15 protein-coding genes are annotated in these 15,489 nt (G+C 65.6%); 11 read left to right on the forward strand and 4 right to left on the reverse strand.

Features of this window, described 5'->3' with window-relative positions; translation table 11 throughout:
* Positions 1-30 precede the first annotated feature (30 nt).
* Complete coding sequence (gene pobA, locus RSO01_RS15120; RefSeq protein WP_147149944.1) at positions 31-1,203, forward strand: 4-hydroxybenzoate 3-monooxygenase; 1,173 nt, start codon at positions 31-33, stop codon at positions 1,201-1,203.
* A 22-nt stretch (positions 1,204-1,225) separates the two neighbouring features.
* Here the strand turns inward: pobA and RSO01_RS15125 are convergent, their stop codons facing one another.
* Complete coding sequence (locus RSO01_RS15125; RefSeq protein ID WP_147149945.1) at positions 1,226-2,506, reverse strand: Rieske 2Fe-2S domain-containing protein; 1,281 nt, start codon at positions 2,504-2,506, stop codon at positions 1,226-1,228.
* Between the two features lie 147 nt (positions 2,507-2,653).
* On the opposite strand from RSO01_RS15125, the gene RSO01_RS15130 reads away from it, so the two are divergent.
* Positions 2,654-2,959, forward strand: coding sequence for a hypothetical protein (locus tag RSO01_RS15130; protein WP_147149946.1), 306 nt, complete (start codon positions 2,654-2,656; stop codon positions 2,957-2,959).
* A 30-nt stretch (positions 2,960-2,989) separates the two neighbouring features.
* On the opposite strand, the gene RSO01_RS15135 is transcribed toward RSO01_RS15130, so the two are convergent.
* Positions 2,990-3,907: an amidohydrolase family protein gene (locus RSO01_RS15135; protein ID WP_147149947.1), complete on the reverse strand. Its 918-nt coding sequence runs from the start codon at positions 3,905-3,907 to the stop codon at positions 2,990-2,992.
* Between the two features lie 119 nt (positions 3,908-4,026).
* On the opposite strand from RSO01_RS15135, the gene RSO01_RS15140 reads away from it, so the two are divergent.
* A complete protein-coding gene (locus tag RSO01_RS15140; RefSeq protein ID WP_170303074.1) occupies positions 4,027-5,169 on the forward strand; it encodes an amidohydrolase family protein in 1,143 nt (380 codons plus the stop codon).
* Positions 5,170-5,271: 102 nt separating this feature from the next.
* The gene (locus RSO01_RS15145) at positions 5,272-6,327 is read left to right on the forward strand and encodes an SGNH/GDSL hydrolase family protein (RefSeq protein ID WP_170303075.1); all 1,056 of its coding nucleotides are present in this window, start codon (positions 5,272-5,274) and stop codon (positions 6,325-6,327) included.
* A gap of 20 nt (positions 6,328-6,347) precedes the next feature.
* On the opposite strand, the gene RSO01_RS15150 is transcribed toward RSO01_RS15145, so the two are convergent.
* A complete protein-coding gene (locus RSO01_RS15150; RefSeq protein WP_281291458.1) occupies positions 6,348-6,827 on the reverse strand; it encodes an Lrp/AsnC family transcriptional regulator in 480 nt (159 codons plus the stop codon).
* Between the two features lie 115 nt (positions 6,828-6,942).
* On the opposite strand from RSO01_RS15150, the gene RSO01_RS15155 reads away from it, so the two are divergent.
* From RSO01_RS15155 to RSO01_RS15165, 3 genes are all read left to right on the forward strand, one after another.
* Complete coding sequence (locus RSO01_RS15155; RefSeq protein WP_147150005.1) at positions 6,943-7,956, forward strand: 1-aminocyclopropane-1-carboxylate deaminase; 1,014 nt, start codon at positions 6,943-6,945, stop codon at positions 7,954-7,956.
* Positions 7,957-8,048: 92 nt separating this feature from the next.
* A complete protein-coding gene (locus tag RSO01_RS15160) occupies positions 8,049-8,798 on the forward strand; it encodes a lysophospholipid acyltransferase family protein (protein WP_170303076.1) in 750 nt (249 codons plus the stop codon).
* Between the two features lie 119 nt (positions 8,799-8,917).
* Positions 8,918-9,940, forward strand: coding sequence for a helix-turn-helix transcriptional regulator (locus tag RSO01_RS15165; protein ID WP_147149952.1), 1,023 nt, complete (start codon positions 8,918-8,920; stop codon positions 9,938-9,940).
* 60 nt (positions 9,941-10,000) lie between these two features.
* Here RSO01_RS15165 and RSO01_RS15170 read toward each other — a convergent pair whose 3' ends face one another.
* Positions 10,001-10,789, reverse strand: a complete 789-nt coding sequence (locus tag RSO01_RS15170; protein WP_147149953.1) for a GntR family transcriptional regulator — start codon at positions 10,787-10,789, stop codon at positions 10,001-10,003.
* A gap of 37 nt (positions 10,790-10,826) precedes the next feature.
* Between RSO01_RS15170 and RSO01_RS15175 the strand changes: the two genes are divergently transcribed.
* Genes RSO01_RS15175 through RSO01_RS15190 form a run of 4 tightly spaced genes read left to right on the forward strand, consistent with a single transcriptional unit; the run spans position 10,827 to position 15,486 of the window.
* The gene (locus RSO01_RS15175; protein ID WP_246158427.1) at positions 10,827-12,158 is read left to right on the forward strand and encodes a M20 family metallopeptidase; all 1,332 of its coding nucleotides are present in this window, start codon (positions 10,827-10,829) and stop codon (positions 12,156-12,158) included.
* Positions 12,155-13,708, forward strand: coding sequence for an ABC transporter substrate-binding protein (locus RSO01_RS15180; RefSeq protein ID WP_147149954.1), 1,554 nt, complete (start codon positions 12,155-12,157; stop codon positions 13,706-13,708). Before RSO01_RS15175 ends, RSO01_RS15180 begins: the two co-directional genes overlap by 4 nt.
* A gap of 13 nt (positions 13,709-13,721) precedes the next feature.
* Positions 13,722-14,669, forward strand: a complete 948-nt coding sequence (locus RSO01_RS15185) for an ABC transporter permease (RefSeq protein WP_147149955.1) — start codon at positions 13,722-13,724, stop codon at positions 14,667-14,669.
* Positions 14,662-15,486 carry an ABC transporter permease gene (locus RSO01_RS15190; RefSeq protein ID WP_147149956.1) on the forward strand — a complete coding sequence of 275 codons (825 nt, stop codon included), beginning with the start codon at positions 14,662-14,664 and terminating at the stop codon, positions 15,484-15,486. Before RSO01_RS15185 ends, RSO01_RS15190 begins: the two co-directional genes overlap by 8 nt.
* Positions 15,487-15,489: the final 3 nt, after the last annotated feature.

A 15,489-nucleotide genomic window follows, 5' to 3' on the forward strand; every position in this document is an offset into this window, starting at 1 on the left:
AGCCAAACAGTTTGATAGTAGGCTACCGCGATGGAAGAGAGGACCCAGGTCGGCATCATTGGCGCGGGCCCGGCCGGCCTTTTGCTGGCGCGGCTCCTGAAGGTGCATGGCGTGGAGAGCGTCATCGTCGAGGCGCGCTCGCGGAGCTACGTCGAGAATCGCATCCGCGCCGGCGTGCTCGAGCAGGGCACGGTCGGCCTGCTCGAGGAGGCGGGCGTCGCCGAACGCCTGCACCGCGAAGGGCTGGTGCATGACGGTGTGGAAATCGGCAGCGGCAGCCGACGCTTTCGCATCGACTTTCGCGAGCTCGTCGGCAAGACAGTCACCGTCTACGGGCAGACCGAAGTCACCAAGGATCTCATCGCGGCGCGGCTGTCCGGCGACGGCTTGATCGTCTGGGAGGCGTCGGACGTCGTCATTGACGACCCCAACAGCAATCGCCCGCGCCTGGCTTTCGACGTCGCCGGCAAAAGACGGGAGCTGGTCTGCGACTTCATCGCCGGATGCGACGGCTTCCACGGGGTCAGTCGACCGACCCTGCCGGAGTCGATCCGGCAGACCTTTGAGCGCGTCTATCCTTTCGGCTGGGTCGGCATCCTGGCCGACGTGCCGCCCTGCTCACCGGAGCTGATCTATGCCAGCCACGACCATGGCTTTGCACTCGCCTCGATGCGGTCGTTGACGCGCAGCCGCTACTACCTGCAATGCGATCTCGACGACAAGATCGAAGAATGGTCCGACGCGCGGGTATGGGATGAACTCAAGGTGCGGCTGGGTTCGGCGTCACCCAACATCACGACGGGTCCGTCGATCGAAAAGAGCATCGCCCCGCTGCGCAGCTTCGTCTCGACGCCGATGCAGCATGGCCGCCTGTTCCTGGCGGGCGATGCCGCGCACATCGTGCCGCCGACCGGCGCCAAGGGCCTGAACCTTGCCGCCTCCGATGTGCACTACCTCTGCCGCGCCCTGGTCGCGCACTACAAGACGAACAACGACGACCTCCTCGCTGCCTACAGCGACACCGCATTGGCGCGCGTCTGGAAGGCGGAGCGCTTCTCGTGGTGGATGACGATGCTGCTGCACAAGCTGCATGCCCCGCAAAGCTTCGAGCGGCAGATGCAGATCGCCGAGCTCGACTATCTCGCTTCCTCGCGTGCCGCCCAGGTCATGCTGGCCGAGAACTACGTCGGCCTGCCGTTCTGACCCGGGCGCTCGCTCAGAGCGCCTACACGGTCTGCAGGATCCTGTCCTTGGTGATGTCGGGCGCCAACGCCTGGTGCCAGTCGGCATCGCGCGCGAAGACGTCTTCGCCGGCCTTGACCGTGTAGTAGCTGATGCCGGTGCCGGCCGGCTGCTGGCCAGCTTCGACTGCCTTCACCGCTTCGCGCAGCAGCTTGCGGGCCTGGATGATCGCCTTGTCGGCGGGGCCTAGATGCTCGCGGCTGCGGTCGACGACCCGGCCCATACTTTCCTGCAGGGCGCGGTCCTGCTGGTTGATGCCGTCGATGCCGGTGTAGCTCTCGGTCTTCTGCACCTTGCGGTCGAGGCCGTAGTTGTTCGTCCGGTTCTGGAACGAACGGAAGGTCGTCTGGTCGACATGCAACGGCCCATTGCCGAGGCCGCGTTCGAGACGGTCTTCCGCGGTCAGCGGCTGATCGGTGATGCTGTAGATCCAGTTGTAGACCATGCAGTTGTGGTCATCGATCGGCACCCAGATATGGCCGGCGTCGGTCCGCAATCCGCTTTCCGAACGCGACGGGCGGATCTGGTGGAACGGCATGATGAAGTGATAGGTCCGCACGTGGATGTCGCCCTCGGCAAGCGGCCGCACCCCGGCGTAGAGATAGCCGTAGTCGGTGATGTCGACACGCAAGTTCGGCGCCTTGCCGCGCACGAACGGGCTCGACGGCTTCAGGCCGCCGCGCGTCGACTTGTCGGTCAGCAACCGGTGCAGGATCGGCGCGTGCGAGGTGTCGATGCCGCCTTCGAGCGCCTGCAGGTAGTTGCATTCCTCGACGACCTTGGTGACGTGGCGGCGGGCTTCCGCCACCTGGGTCCAGGCGAATTTCGGCAAGGGCGGCATCTTCTCGGCCGGTCCGAGGTAGGCCCAGACGATCCCGCCGAGCTCGCAGGTCGGATAGGCCACGAGCTTCACCTTGTGCTTGAACTGGTGTTCCTCCGGCTCGTTCAGCTGATCGACGCAGGCGCCGGTCACGTCGAACTTCCAGCCGTGATAGACGCAGCGCAGGCCGCACTCCTCGTTGCGCCCGAAATAGAGCGACACGCGACGATGCGGGCAATACTCCTCGACCAGCCCGATGCGCCCCTCGGTGTCGCGGAAGGCGACGAGCTCCTCGCCCATCAACTTGACGCGCACCGGCGCACCGTCCGCTTCGCCGATCTCGCTCGACAGGCAGGCAGGGACCCAGTAGCGCCGCATCGCATTGCCCATCGGCGTGCCGGGGCCGGTGCGGGAAATCAGTTCGTTGTCTTCCTTCGAGAGCATGCGGGTTCTCCTCGGCTAAAGGGCCTTGGACGATGCTGTTGCCTCGACTTCATGAACGCGCCACGCGAGGATAGCCCCATTTTCCGCCGACCGCTACGGCCGCACCGGCTAGACTGTGCCTGGAACGGCGGCGAGAGGCGAACTGGCATGATCGACAGAAAGGCCATAGCGGTAAACGGAAGGGACTATTCCGTCACGCTCGAGCGGTTCGATCAGGACACTGTATCCGGTGGCCCAAGCTACCACGGCTACTATGTGACCATCGAAGGTCACGGGCTGACCTTGAAGGCGAGGAAGTACGACAACGGGAGCGACATGAGCATCCAATCCGGACTCAAAGAATCGGATTCGGACGCCATCAAGGTCGTGCGAGACATTGCTCGGCAGATATTCAGGACCGATCAGCTTCTGCTGCTGACTACGGACAATCTCGTTCCGTACAAGGAGATTTGAAGTCAAGTTCGCACGGGCAGGCTACGAACGTCAGGGGAGCCGAAGGAAGCGCCTGGCGTTGCCGTACAGCCACTTCTCCACCACGGCTTCCTTCAGCGGCAGTGCTTCGTACAGCTTCACCATCTCCGCAATCGACAGGCCGAACTGCTCGGCGGAAAAGCCGACCATCACCTTGTCCTGCAGCAGCGTGTTGCCGAACTGCAGCAGCATCTCCCAGCCCGAGCCTGCGGTGCCGAAGTAGCGCGGATGGTGCGAGGCGGTGTCGCAAACGAGGTTCGGGTGCCGGCGCAAAAGACCGACCATGTCGTTGATCCATGGCCAGCCGGCCAAGCCGGCGATGATCCTGAGTTCCGGGAAGTCGATCGCCACCTGGTCGAGGTGGCGCGGGTGGCCGAGATCGTAAGGCCGGTCGTTGGCGTAGTTCATCGAGGTGTAGATGCGCACCGGAATGTCCAGCTCGACGCATTTGGCATAGAGCGGGTAGTAGCGCCGGTCGCTGGCGGCGAGGCCGTTGTACAGGGCGCCGACGCGCAGGCCCTGCACCTTCTCCTCGCGCACCAGCCTCACCAGTTCGCGCACCCCACGCATGCCGTCGAACGGGCTGAGCGTGGCGAGGCCGAAGAAGCGCGTCGGATAGGCTTGCACGATCCTCGCCAGCAGGTCGTTCGGCATGCGATGGATCACCGAGGTCTGAACACCGTCGCGATCCATCTGCGCAACGATCTCGGCCAGCGACTTGCCGGCGGGCTTCGCGGCGTCCGGCTGGCGCGCGCCGCCCTCACGGCGTGTGAAGATGTTGCGGTAGTTCTCGAAGCCGTAGCCCGGCAATGGCGGCAGCAGCTCGGGATCGCCCTCGCCGATGCGGTGACCGGCGGCACCGAAATATTGCCGCGCAACGCCGTTCTCATCCGGTGGCAGCACGCATTCCAGATCGATGACTCGCCGCATGCGTTTCCTCCATGGTTGCTCGACATGGACATCCCACACGTGCAGGATGGCGGTCTTCAATCCGTTGGCAAGTGCTCTCGAGTACTCGGTATCTGATCCGCCGTAGGGAGTTGAAGCAGATGCAATACAAACGAATCTCGGCCGATTGCCATCTCGATATGATCTGGTTGCCGCCGGATCTCTTCACTTCGGAAGCATCAGGCGATCTCAAGGAGCGGATGCCCTTCGTCAGCGAAGGACCGAACGGCAAGGAGTGGGTCGCGCGCAACGGCGCCTCCTTCGGGCTGATCGCCGGCGTCGGCTCGGCAGGCCGCAAGTACGAACCCGGCAAGCAGCACCGCGCCGACCGCATGGCGGAGACTGGTCTGTATGACGCCGGTCTCAACGGCGTCCGCCGCCCGGGCGACCCCGACCTGCGCGCCCAGGAGCTCGACAAGGACGGCGTCGACGCCGAGGTGATCTACGGCGTGCTCGCCGCCGCGGCGAAGCTGGAGGACGCCGGCGCCTCAGCGGAAATGCTGCGCATCTACAACAGCTTCATCATCGACTTCTGCAAGCGCCATCCGCAGCGGATGATCGGCCTGGCCTGCCTACCGTTCGGCGACATCCCCGCCGCGGTGAAGGAAGTGCATCGCGTCGCCAAGCTCGGCGTCAAAGGCGTCGAGCTCAGCTGTTCCTGGAACATGACGCCGATGTGGCATCCGATGTGGGATCCGCTATGGGCGGCGATCGACGAGACGCAGTTGCCGCTCCATTTCCACACCTTCCCGTCGGTCGATCCGAAGCTCCGCGCCCAGACCACCGGCGCTGCCGGCCTCGCCATGCGTTACAGCAGCATCTGCATGTTCCAGATGACGCTCGGCCACATCCTGACGGCGCTGATGGGTGCGGCGGTGTTCGAGCGCTTCCCGCGGTTCCGGGTGGTGTTCGGCGAGAGCGGGATCGGCTGGCTTCCCTACCTGATCGACCGCATGGACAACGAGTATCTCGACCAATACCGCGACATAAAGATGAAGCTCCTGCCGAGCGAATACTGGCGCCGCCAGTGCCGTGCCACGTTCCAGTATGACCGCATCGGCACCAAGCTGATCGAGGACATGGGCGTCGAAACCCTGATGTGGGGCTCCGACTACCCGCATCCCGACGGCATCTGGCCGGATTCCTCGGAATACATCGCCAAGCAGTTCGGCCACCTGCCGGACGACGTCACTCACAAGATCACCTGCGAGAACGCCGGCAAGTTCTACGGCCTCATGAACTAGTTTGGGATACCGATGCCAAGCGACGGACATTGGGTCGGAACCTGGGCGGCAGCGCCTGCGCCGGCTGAAGGCGTTGTCGGGTTCAACAACCATACGCTGCGCATGAACCCGCGCATCAGCCTCGGTGGCGACCGACTGCGGGTGCGGATCTCAAACGCATACGGCAATCGCCCGCTTACCATCGGCGCGGCGCAAATTGCGTTGCGCGACAAGGGACCCGCGATCGTCGAGGATAGCGGCCGCAAGTTGAGCTTCGGCGGCAGTGATTCGACCGTCATTGCGGCCGGTGCGGTGCTGTTCAGCGACCCGGTCGAGCTTTCCGTTCCGCCGCTAGCTGATCTTGCGGTCAGCTTTCATCTGCCGGGCGAAGTGCTGGCGAATTTCTCGATCACCGGCCGCTATGCAAGGCAGACCAACTACATATCGCCGCCGGGCAATTTCGTTGCCGATCGGGTGATGCCGGTTGGCAATCTGTCGGATCAGTGGTTCTTCCTGTGCGGCGTCGATGTGCTCGCCTCGAGCGAGGCTTGCGGGGTCGTGGCGCTCGGGGACTCGCTGACCGACGGCAACATTTCGACGATCGACGCCTACTGTCGATGGCCCGACCAGCTGGCGCGTCGCCTCGTCGCCCATGGCAGACGCCCGTTTGGCGTCGTCAACAACGGACTGGGCGGCAACCGGATTCTGCACGACATTCGCGGCGATAGCGGTCTCCGACGCTTCGACCGCGACGTGCTGGCGCAGCCGGGAGTAACGCACGCAATCGTCATGCTCGGCACCAATGATCTGCGCAACCGTTGGGCCAGGCCTGAAGAGGAAGTCACTGCCGAGCAGATGATCGCCGGGCTGCAGCAGATGGTGGTTCGCGCCCACAGCGCCGGCATCAAGCTGTTCGGCGCGACGCTGACCCCGTTCGGCAATGAAACCTTCATGGCAAATGCCTGGAACCCGACGCGGGAAAGGCACCGGGTCACGGTGAATGCCTGGATACGGGAAAGCGGGGCCTTCGACGGCGTCGCCGATTTCGACGCCGCGTTGCTTGATCCCCAGATCCCGACCCAGATGCGGACAGTCGACGACTGCGGCGACGGCCTGCACCCGAGCGATAGCGGCTATTGCAAGATGGGCCACGCGATCGATCTCACGTTGTTCGATTAGGAGATCCTCACACCCTGACCTCAAAAATCGAGCGGCGCGCCGTCGACGACTTCCTTCATCACGAAAAAAGTGCGGGTCTGGCGCACGCCGGGCAGCGCGATCAGCTGCTCGCCGTGGATGCGGTTGAAGTCGGCCATGTCGCCGACCCTTATCTTCAGGAAGTAGTCGAAGTCGCCGGCCACCAGGTGGCAGTCGAGCACGAAGCGGAGCTTCGCCACCGCCTTCTCGAACTGGGCGAAGCTCTCCGGCGTCGAGCGGTCGAGCACCACGCCCACCATGACCAGCGCGCCGCGGCCGACCTTGCGCGGATCGACCATGGCCCGCACCTCGGCGATCAGGCCCTCCTCGAACAGGCGCTGCGTGCGACGATGGCAGGTCGCGGCGCTGACGCCCGCCTTCTTGGCCAGCTCGGCATTGCTCAAGCGGCCATTGGCCTGCAGCAGCCGCAGCATCTTGAGGTCGATGCGGTCGATATGGGCCTCCGGAAGATTCTTCCGGATTATTAACTCATAATGAGACTATCAACAAAGACAAAGCACCTCAGTGAAATCTGAGCGCAAACGCATCCACTTATTCGGGAGCACCTTCAGGAGGCGATTTGCTATGAATCCGCCCATGCTCAAGGACTTCCCGCGTTATCCCCTCACCTTCGGCCCCACCCATATCGAGAAGCTGGAGCGGCTTTCCGCCCATCTCGGCGGTCAGGTCGAGCTCTACGCCAAGCGCGAGGACTGCAACTCGGGTCTCGCCTACGGCGGCAACAAGCTGCGCAAACTCGAGTACATCATCCCGGACGCGCTCGCCTCCAATGCCGACACGCTGGTCTCGATCGGCGGCGTGCAGTCGAACCACACCCGCATGGTGGCGGCGGTCGCGGCCAAGATCGGCATGAAGTGCCGACTGGTGCAGGAGAGCTGGGTGCCGCACGAGGATGCCGTCTACGACCGCATCGGCAACATCATGCTGAGCCGCGTCATGGGCGCCGACGTGCGCCTGGTCGATGACGGCTTCGACATCGGCATTCGCAAGAGCTGGCAGGAAGCGATCGACGACGTGAAGGCCAAGGGCGGCAAGCCCTACGCCATCCCGGCCGGCGCCTCGGTGCACAAGTTCGGCGGCCTGGGCTATGTCGGCTTCGCTGAGGAAGTGCGCGAGCAGGAGAAGGAGCTGGGCTTTTCCTTCGACTACATCGTGGTCTGCACCGTCACCGGCTCGACCCATGCCGGCATGGTGGTGGGCTTCGCCAAGGACGGACGCCAGCGCAAGGTAATCGGCATCGACGCCTCTGGCACGCCGGCGCAGACCAAGGCGCAAGTGCTGGAGATTGCGCGCAACACCGCCCAGCTCGTGAAGCTCGGCAAGGAGATCGCCGACGACGATGTCGTCCTGCTCGAAGACTACGCCTACCCGGCCTACGGCGTGCCGTCGGAGGAGACCAAGGAGGCGATCCGCCTCACCGCCCGGCTGGAGGGCATGATCACCGACCCGGTCTACGAGGGTAAGTCCATGCAGGGCACCATCGACCTGGTGAAGAAGGGCCTCTTCCCCAAGGGATCGAAGGTGCTCTACGCCCATCTCGGCGGCGCGCCGGCGCTCAACGGCTACGGCTACGCCTTCCGCAACGGATGACGCGCCGCGTACTCACGCGCTGAATTCTCCGCGGCGTTCTTTCCCTGAATTCGAGGGTTTGAAATTCGGAGAACACGAATTACGGTAAACTCATGCAACGGGGGCGCAAAGACCGACTCGCGTCGCTCTTGAGCGGCCTCGCCATGGCGGTGATGCTCGGAACTCTTCTTGGGATCCCCTTCTGGTTCCTCGGACTGTTCCGCGTCATCAGGATCAGCGGCTATTGGCGCGCAGTGGGCTACATGCGACGCGGCCGCGTTCTGATCGTTGCAAACCATCCATCGCTCATCGAAACGTTTTTCATCCCTCTCGTGTTCTGGCCCTGGGCGATGTTCAGGCTCAGGATGTTTCCATGGAGTCTTCCGGACAAGAACCTCTTCAAGGGGTTCACGCCGGAGCATCATGAGTGGCTACGCTGCATTCGAGTCGGCCGCGACGACACGCTGGAGTCGCGGAAACTCAACTGGTCTGCAATGAAAAGGGTCATGGAACTCTTCGACAGACAGCAGTGCTTCGTTGCGCACCTCGAAGGCGGTCGAACGAGCAAGCAAGCCGAACACGTGTCGGTCGGACCGAACAGGATGGGCAGGATAAAAAACGGCCAGATCCTCAAGGCTGCTTGGAAAAAGGGCGCTTGGATAATGCCGCTGCACGTCAAGATGACGGACGACATGAGCCGGGATCTGCCGGGATTCGGAGAGAGTCTGCGGCGCCTGCTACTCAGTCCGAAATGCTGGCCGATCAGGCTCGAGTTCCGCCGCCCCTACAAGATCGTCGGCCAGAGGTTTGACGAAGAAGCAGAAAAGAAACGCCTGGAATTGGCGATTCTCACACCGGCGTGACTGGCCCATGCTGACGCCGCCCGTCAGCGCGGTCGGCTGCTATGCACGGAGCGATGTTCCCGGGAACACAACCACTGATGTAATAGGCTGCGCGCAACGCATCACCTGTAGAGAGAACCATGCTGGCCGAGCATTTCGACACCGCCTCGCTACCGGCCATCCGGCAGCTGGAAGGCTGGCAGGCCTGGTATGACAAGATGTTCGACGTCATGCCGGCTCCAACCCGCGACGAGGGTTTTGTCGCTCAGAACGAGACGTGGGGCGTTCCCGGGATCACCCTGAGCCGCGTCAACTCTCCCGCCAACACAGTCAACCGCACGACTTCGGTCATCCGCCGCAACGCGATCGACCATTGGGTGTTCACGCTCAGCAAGCAAAGCGCGAGCGACGTGACGGCGCGTGGCGGCATCTCGTTCGAAGCGCCGCCGCAGACACCCTTTATCCTGTCGTTCGGCGAAGAGATGGCCATCCGGCGCAGGACGGACGACCGACGGATTCAGGTCATCCTGGCCCGTGACAGTTTCCCGACGATCGCCCCGTTGATCGACGCCGCAAGAGGCAGGACGATCAACACTCCCGGTGCCCGGATGCTCGCCGACTACATGCTGCTGCTCGAGCGGAACATGCCCGTGCTTGAGGCGGAAAACTCGCAACGGCTGCGGAGCGCCGTGGAGGCCATGCTGGTAGCGTGCCTGGCGCCTACCGCAAAGGGTCTTGCCGCCGCCCGTGACCAGATCAACCTGACGCTCATGGAGAGAGTCCGGCAGGCCGTTCGCCGCAACCTGCGCTCACACCTGCTTGGCCCCGACAAGCTCTGCCGGGAAGCAGCGACATCGCGATCGCAGCTCTACCGGCTGCTGGAGAGCGAAGGCGGCGTTACGCGGTACATTCAGCGCCGGCGCCTATTGGAAAGCTTTTCGTTGCTGTGCGATGCCCGAAACGACGTCACGATCGGCGCAGTGGCCGAGATGCTGTGCTTCGCCGATCCCTCGACGTTCAGCCGCGCGTTCCGGCGCGAGTTTGGCATGAGCCCCAAGGAAGTCCGCGCCCTGTCGCACGCAGGCCTGCCGCCTGCCCCGCCGGCAAAGGAAATCACCGGCCCGGCGATACGGACCTTCAGCGACTGCCTGCGGGCCTTTTAGTCCTCCTTCGCCGAGGCTTCGGAGGGTTAGATCCTGCGAAGCGCATAGCGCGAAGCAGGATCACCTCACTTCATTGACATAGCAGTGGCCCGCTGTCGTGGCGCGATGGCTGCCGAGCAGCACCGGCGCACCCGACTGGTCGAACGCGACCTCGTCGATCACCAGCAGCGGCGCCGGCGACTTAAGCTTCAGCAGGCGCAGGTCCTCGGCATCGGCCAGCGCCGCCGTGATCTGCTCGCGCACCGCCGAGACGCGCAGGCCGTAGCGCTCGATCAGATGGAGATACAGCAGCTCCGGCACGCGCGCCGGCACGGTCGGGAAATCCGGCACCGCGGCGGCCGGCAGGACCAGGCGGTCGCGCATCACCGGCTTGCCGCCAACGATGCGCAGGCGATGCACGTGGACGACCTCGGCGCCGGGCGCGAGCTGCAGGCTGGAACTCTCCTGCCGGTTCGCCCGGGCGACGCCGACCGACAGCACCTTCGCCGTCGATCGCACCAGCCCGCCGTCGCGGTCGTGCAGGCGAAAGTACTGGAAAAAGTGGCGCAGGCTGTGATGCGGCGTGCGGCCGGTGACGACGGTCCCGGTCTTGCGGCGCCGGCTCAACATGCCTTCGGCGGTGAGATCGCCCAGGGCGCGCCGCACCGTGCCCACGGCCACGCCGAACATGGCCGCCAGCGCCACCTCGCTCGGCAGCACCGTGCCGGGCGGCCATTCGCCGAGCAGGATCGCTTCCGACACCCGCCGCTTCACCGCCTCGTGCAGCGGCGCGCCGGTCGCCTCGCTGAGCCGCGCGAAGACCGGGCCGGGGGGTGCCGCCGCCTTCTGCGCTTTGCCGTTGACTCGCACGCTCTGTCCTTTTCTATTACTATAAAGTTTATAGAAAATGACCAACGGGACAACGGCTTTTCTTCAGGCTGGCGGCGCGGCCGACGCTACGATCGCGCGCGATGCCGAGCGAGCCGTCGACGAGCTCGCGCGCATGATCGCGATCGACACGTCATTCCCGCCCGGCCGCGGCTACCCGGCCTTCGCCGACCTCATGGAGGACCTCACAGGGCCGCTGGGCTTCGAGCATCGGCGCCTGGACGTGCCGGAGGCGCTGTGGCGCGTGCCCGACGGTCCGGCGTCCGGGGCGCGGACCAACCTCCTGGCGACGCGCCGCACCGGCAAGCCGGTGTGCGGGCTCTACTTCCACGTCGACACGGTGCCCGCGGCAGCGGGCTGGCGGCGCGACCCGTTCCGCCTCGCGCGCGAGGGCGAGCGGCTCTACGGGCTCGGCACGTCCGACATGAAGGGCACTATCGCCGCCGTCCTGCTGGCGCTGCGCGCGGCGGAGGCGTGCGGCATCGAGCTGGCGTACGATCCCATGCTGTTGTTCTGCACCGACGAGGAAGGCGGCCTCTATCCCGGCGTTCGCTACCTGGCGGAGCAAGGCATGCTCGAGGGCCATATCCTCAACTTCAATGGCAGCGCCGCACCCCGCATCTGGGCCGGCTGCTTCGGCCTGTTCAATCTTCTGATCCGGCTGCGCGGTGTAACGGTGCATGCCGGCGACGGCAATCGCGCCGGCCGCGGCGTCAACGCCATCGAGCAGGCGTTACCGGTTCTGGGCGCTCTACAGGCGCTGAAGCCCCTCGTGGCTCGCCGGCAGTCCGCATTGCCGCCACCACCGCACGCCAGCGGTCCCCTCGCGGCGCAGCTCAGCATCGTCAGCGCTCACGGCGGCACCAGCGGCGGGCAGATCCCGGACCTGTTCGAGATCGTCGTCAACCGGCGCTATCCGCCGGAGGAGCGCTTCGAGCGGGCGCTGGCCGAGATCGAGGAGACGGTGCATGCCGCCGTGCCGCCCGAGTCCGGTCTCGCGGTGGAGACCCATCTCATCGGCCATCTCGCTCCTACTGACGATCCGACCGGCCCGCACTGGCCGCGCTGGCAGCGGGCGCTGTCTTTCGGTTTCGGTTGGCCGCTCGAGTCGTTCCGCAAATGGGGCGCGGCGAGCTGCTCGGATTTCGGCTGGGTCCAGCGCACCGGCATGCGCGAAGTACTGCTGGCCGGCTTGGGCCGGCCGGAGCGCAACGGACACGGCCCCGAGGAACACACGACCATCGGCGACATCGTGGCGCTGGCCCGCAGTGTGCTTGCCTATCTCGCGGCCGACTTCGCCGCCGATCTCAATCCCGACCGAGCATCGCTGCCATCACGGAGCCTCGCATGACCGCCCTCTCCCGCCGCCTGCTTCTCGCCGCCACCGGTGGTCTCGCCCTCGGCGCTTCCACCTCCTTCGGCCCCGCCCGGGCCGCGCCCAAACGCGGCGGCACCTTGCGCATCAGCGTCGACCAGGCGGTGGCCAAGCTCAATCCGCTGCTGACGCGGGTCAATCCGGAGTACCTCGTCGCCGAGCTGCTGTACTCGGCTCTGACGCGTCTCAAGGTCGACATGACGGCCGAGCCCGATCTGGCGGAATCGTGGACGAGCTCGCCCGATCTCACGGAGTGGACCTTCGTGCTGCGCAAGGGTGTCGTGTTCCACGACGGCAGCCCGTGCACGGCGGCCGACGTCGTCGCCACCTTCACCGCCATTCTCGACCCCAAGACCGCCTCGCCGGCGCGCCAGTACATCGGGCCGGTCGCCAAGGTCACGGCCAAGGACGACAGCACCGTCGTCTTCACCCTCTCTTCGCCCTACGCCGACCTGCCGGTGATGCTGGCCAACACCTGCGCCAAGATCGTGCCGGCGGCGATCGTCAGCGCCGGCCTGGCGCGCCTCGACCGCGAGGCGGTGGGCACTGGCCCCTTCAAGCTGGTCTCCTTCGAGCCCGAGCGCCTGATCGTGGTGACGCGCAACGACGCCTACTACGACAAGGAGCGCCCTTACCTGAACCGGGTCGAGGTCGCGGTCTACCCCGATCCGACGGCCGAAGGATCGGCGCTGATCGCCGGCGGCACCGACCTCATGCTGGCGGTGCAGCCGACCGAATACGCGCGTCTCGAGAAGACGAGCGGCGTGCAAGCGCTGCGCGTGCCGTCCGGCCAGTTCTGCAACGTCAACATGGGCTGCGACCAGAAGCCGTTCAACGATGCGCGCGTGCGCCAGGCCCTGGCGCTCACGGTCGATCGCGCGGCGATGGTCGAGCTGGTTGCAGAAGGCTACGGCACGCCGGGCAACGACACGCCGCTCAACCCTGCCTACCACTTCTATACCGAGCTGCCGCTCAAGAAGCCCGACATCGCCCGTGCCAAGGCGCTGCTGGCCGAAGCGGGCTACGCCGGCGGCCTCACGGCGACGCTGATCGCCTCGGACCGGCCGGCCACGCGCACCCAGCTTGGCGTGGCCTTGCGCGAGATGGCCAAGCCCGCGGGCTTCACCATCAACGTGCAGACCATGCCGCACGCCACCTACCTCGACCAGGTGTGGAAGAAGGGCCCGTTCTACGTCGGCTTCTACAACATGCAGCCGACGGCCGACGCGATCTTCAGCCTGCTCTACACCTCGAACGCCGCGTGGAACGAGACGCGCTGGAACAACGCGGCCTTCGACAAGCTGGTGGGCGATGCCCGCGCCGTCATCGACGAGGGCAAGCGCCGCGAGCTCTATGCCGAGGCCCAGCGGCTGATGAACCAGGACGTGCCCTCGATCATTCCGGTGTTCTTCGACCTGCTGGCCGCGCAGCGCAAGTGGGTCGAAGGCTACAGGCTGCATCCCCGCGGCGCGGTGTTCCGCATCGACCAGGTGTCGCTGGGCGACGGCGCGCCGCGGCGCGGCTGAGGCAGATAGCCCGGTGTCACCGAGCTACTTCGTCAAGCGGCTGGCGCTGATCGTCTACACGCTGTTCGTGGTGTCGCTGGTGGTGTTCGGCATCACCCAGGTGCTGCCGGCCGATGCCGCCGTCATGCTGCTGGGCGAGAACGCCACGCCCGATGCGCTGGCCGCAATCCGCGACAAGCTCGGTCTCGATCAGCCGGTGTGGGTGCAGTATGGCCACTGGCTGTGGGGCGTGCTGCAGGGAGACTTCGGCGTCTCTCTGCGCACCGGCCAGCCGGTCGCACCGGTGTTGCTCGAGGCGCTTGGCCGCTCGCTCACCCTGGCGGTGCTGACGATCGCCCTGATGCTGGTGCTGGCGCTGCCGCTCGGCATCGTGGCGGCGCTGCGGCGCGGCAAGCTCGCCGATCTCCTGGTCAGCATCGTGTCCTATGTCGGCGTGTCGCTGCCCGAGTTCGTCACCGCGACGCTGATCGTGCTGGTGCTGGCCGACTGGCTGCAGCTGCTGCCGGCGACCGGTTTCGTGCCGCTCACCGAGAACTTCTGGGACGGCCTTGCCCACCTCGCGCTGCCGGTGCTGACGGTGTCGGTGATCCTGATCGCCCATGTCTCGCGCATGGTGCGTTCCGAGCTGGTCGACGTGCTGCACACCGATTACGTGCGGGCCGCGCGCCTGAAGGGATTGTCGCGACGGTCCGTGCTGTTCCACCACGCGCTGCACAACGCGCTGCTGCCGACCATCACCATCGTCGCCCTCGACGTCGGCTACCTGCTGGGTGGCGTGATCGTGGTCGAGGAGATCTTCGCCCTGCCCGGCATTGGCCGTCACCTGATCGTCGCCATCCAGACACGCGACCTGCCCTCGATCCAGGCCGGCGCCCTGATCATGGCGGCGACCTACTCGGTGGTGAACTTCATGGCCGACCTCGCCTACGCCTGGATCGACAAGAGGATCCAGTATGGCTGAGCTTCTGCGCCGCCTGCTGCGCACGCCGCAGGGCCTGCTGGGCGTGCTGATCGTCGGCCTGATCCTGGTGATCGTCGTCTGCGGCCCCTGGCTCGCGCCCTACGGGCCCGACACCATGGCCCCGCGCCTGCGCTATCGCGCGCCCAGCGCCGAGTTCCTGCTCGGCACCGATCAGTACGGCCGCGACATCCTGAGCCGCCTGCTCTACGGCGCACGCTCGACGGTGATCCTGGCCTGCCTGGCCACGGCCTTCGGCACCCTGGCCGGCGCACTGATCGGCACCACGTCGGCGTTCCTCGGCGGCCGCGCCGACGAGGCGATCATGCGCACCATCGACGCCATCCTGTCGATCCCGTCGCTGCTGTTCGCCCTCTTGATCGTGAACCTGCTGGGCAAGAGCAGCTTCAGCGCCGTGATGGCGATCGGCATCGCCTTCACGCCCGGGATGACGCGCGTGACGCGCAGCGTGGCGCTCGCGGTCACCAAGCAGGACTACGTCAACGCCGCCATCGCGCGCGGCGAGCGCGGCGGCTACATCGTGCTGCGCGAGATGCTGCCCAACGTCGTGGCGCCGATCGTGGTCGAGATGACCATCCGGGTGGCCTTCGCGGTCATGCTGTTCGCGACCCTGAGCTTCCTGGGACTCGGCGCGCAGCCGCCCTCCTCGGAGTGGGGCCTGATGGTCGCCGAGGCACGCCGCTTCATGCATCTGAGCTTCTGGATGATCCTGTGGCCTTCGCTCGCGGTGGCGCTGGTCGCGATCGGCTTCAACCTTCTGGGCGACGGGCTGCGCGATGCCCTCAATCCGAGAACGTGAGCC

The organism is Reyranella soli, from assembly GCF_007992495.1.
Taxonomy (GTDB): domain Bacteria; phylum Pseudomonadota; class Alphaproteobacteria; order Reyranellales; family Reyranellaceae; genus Reyranella; species Reyranella soli.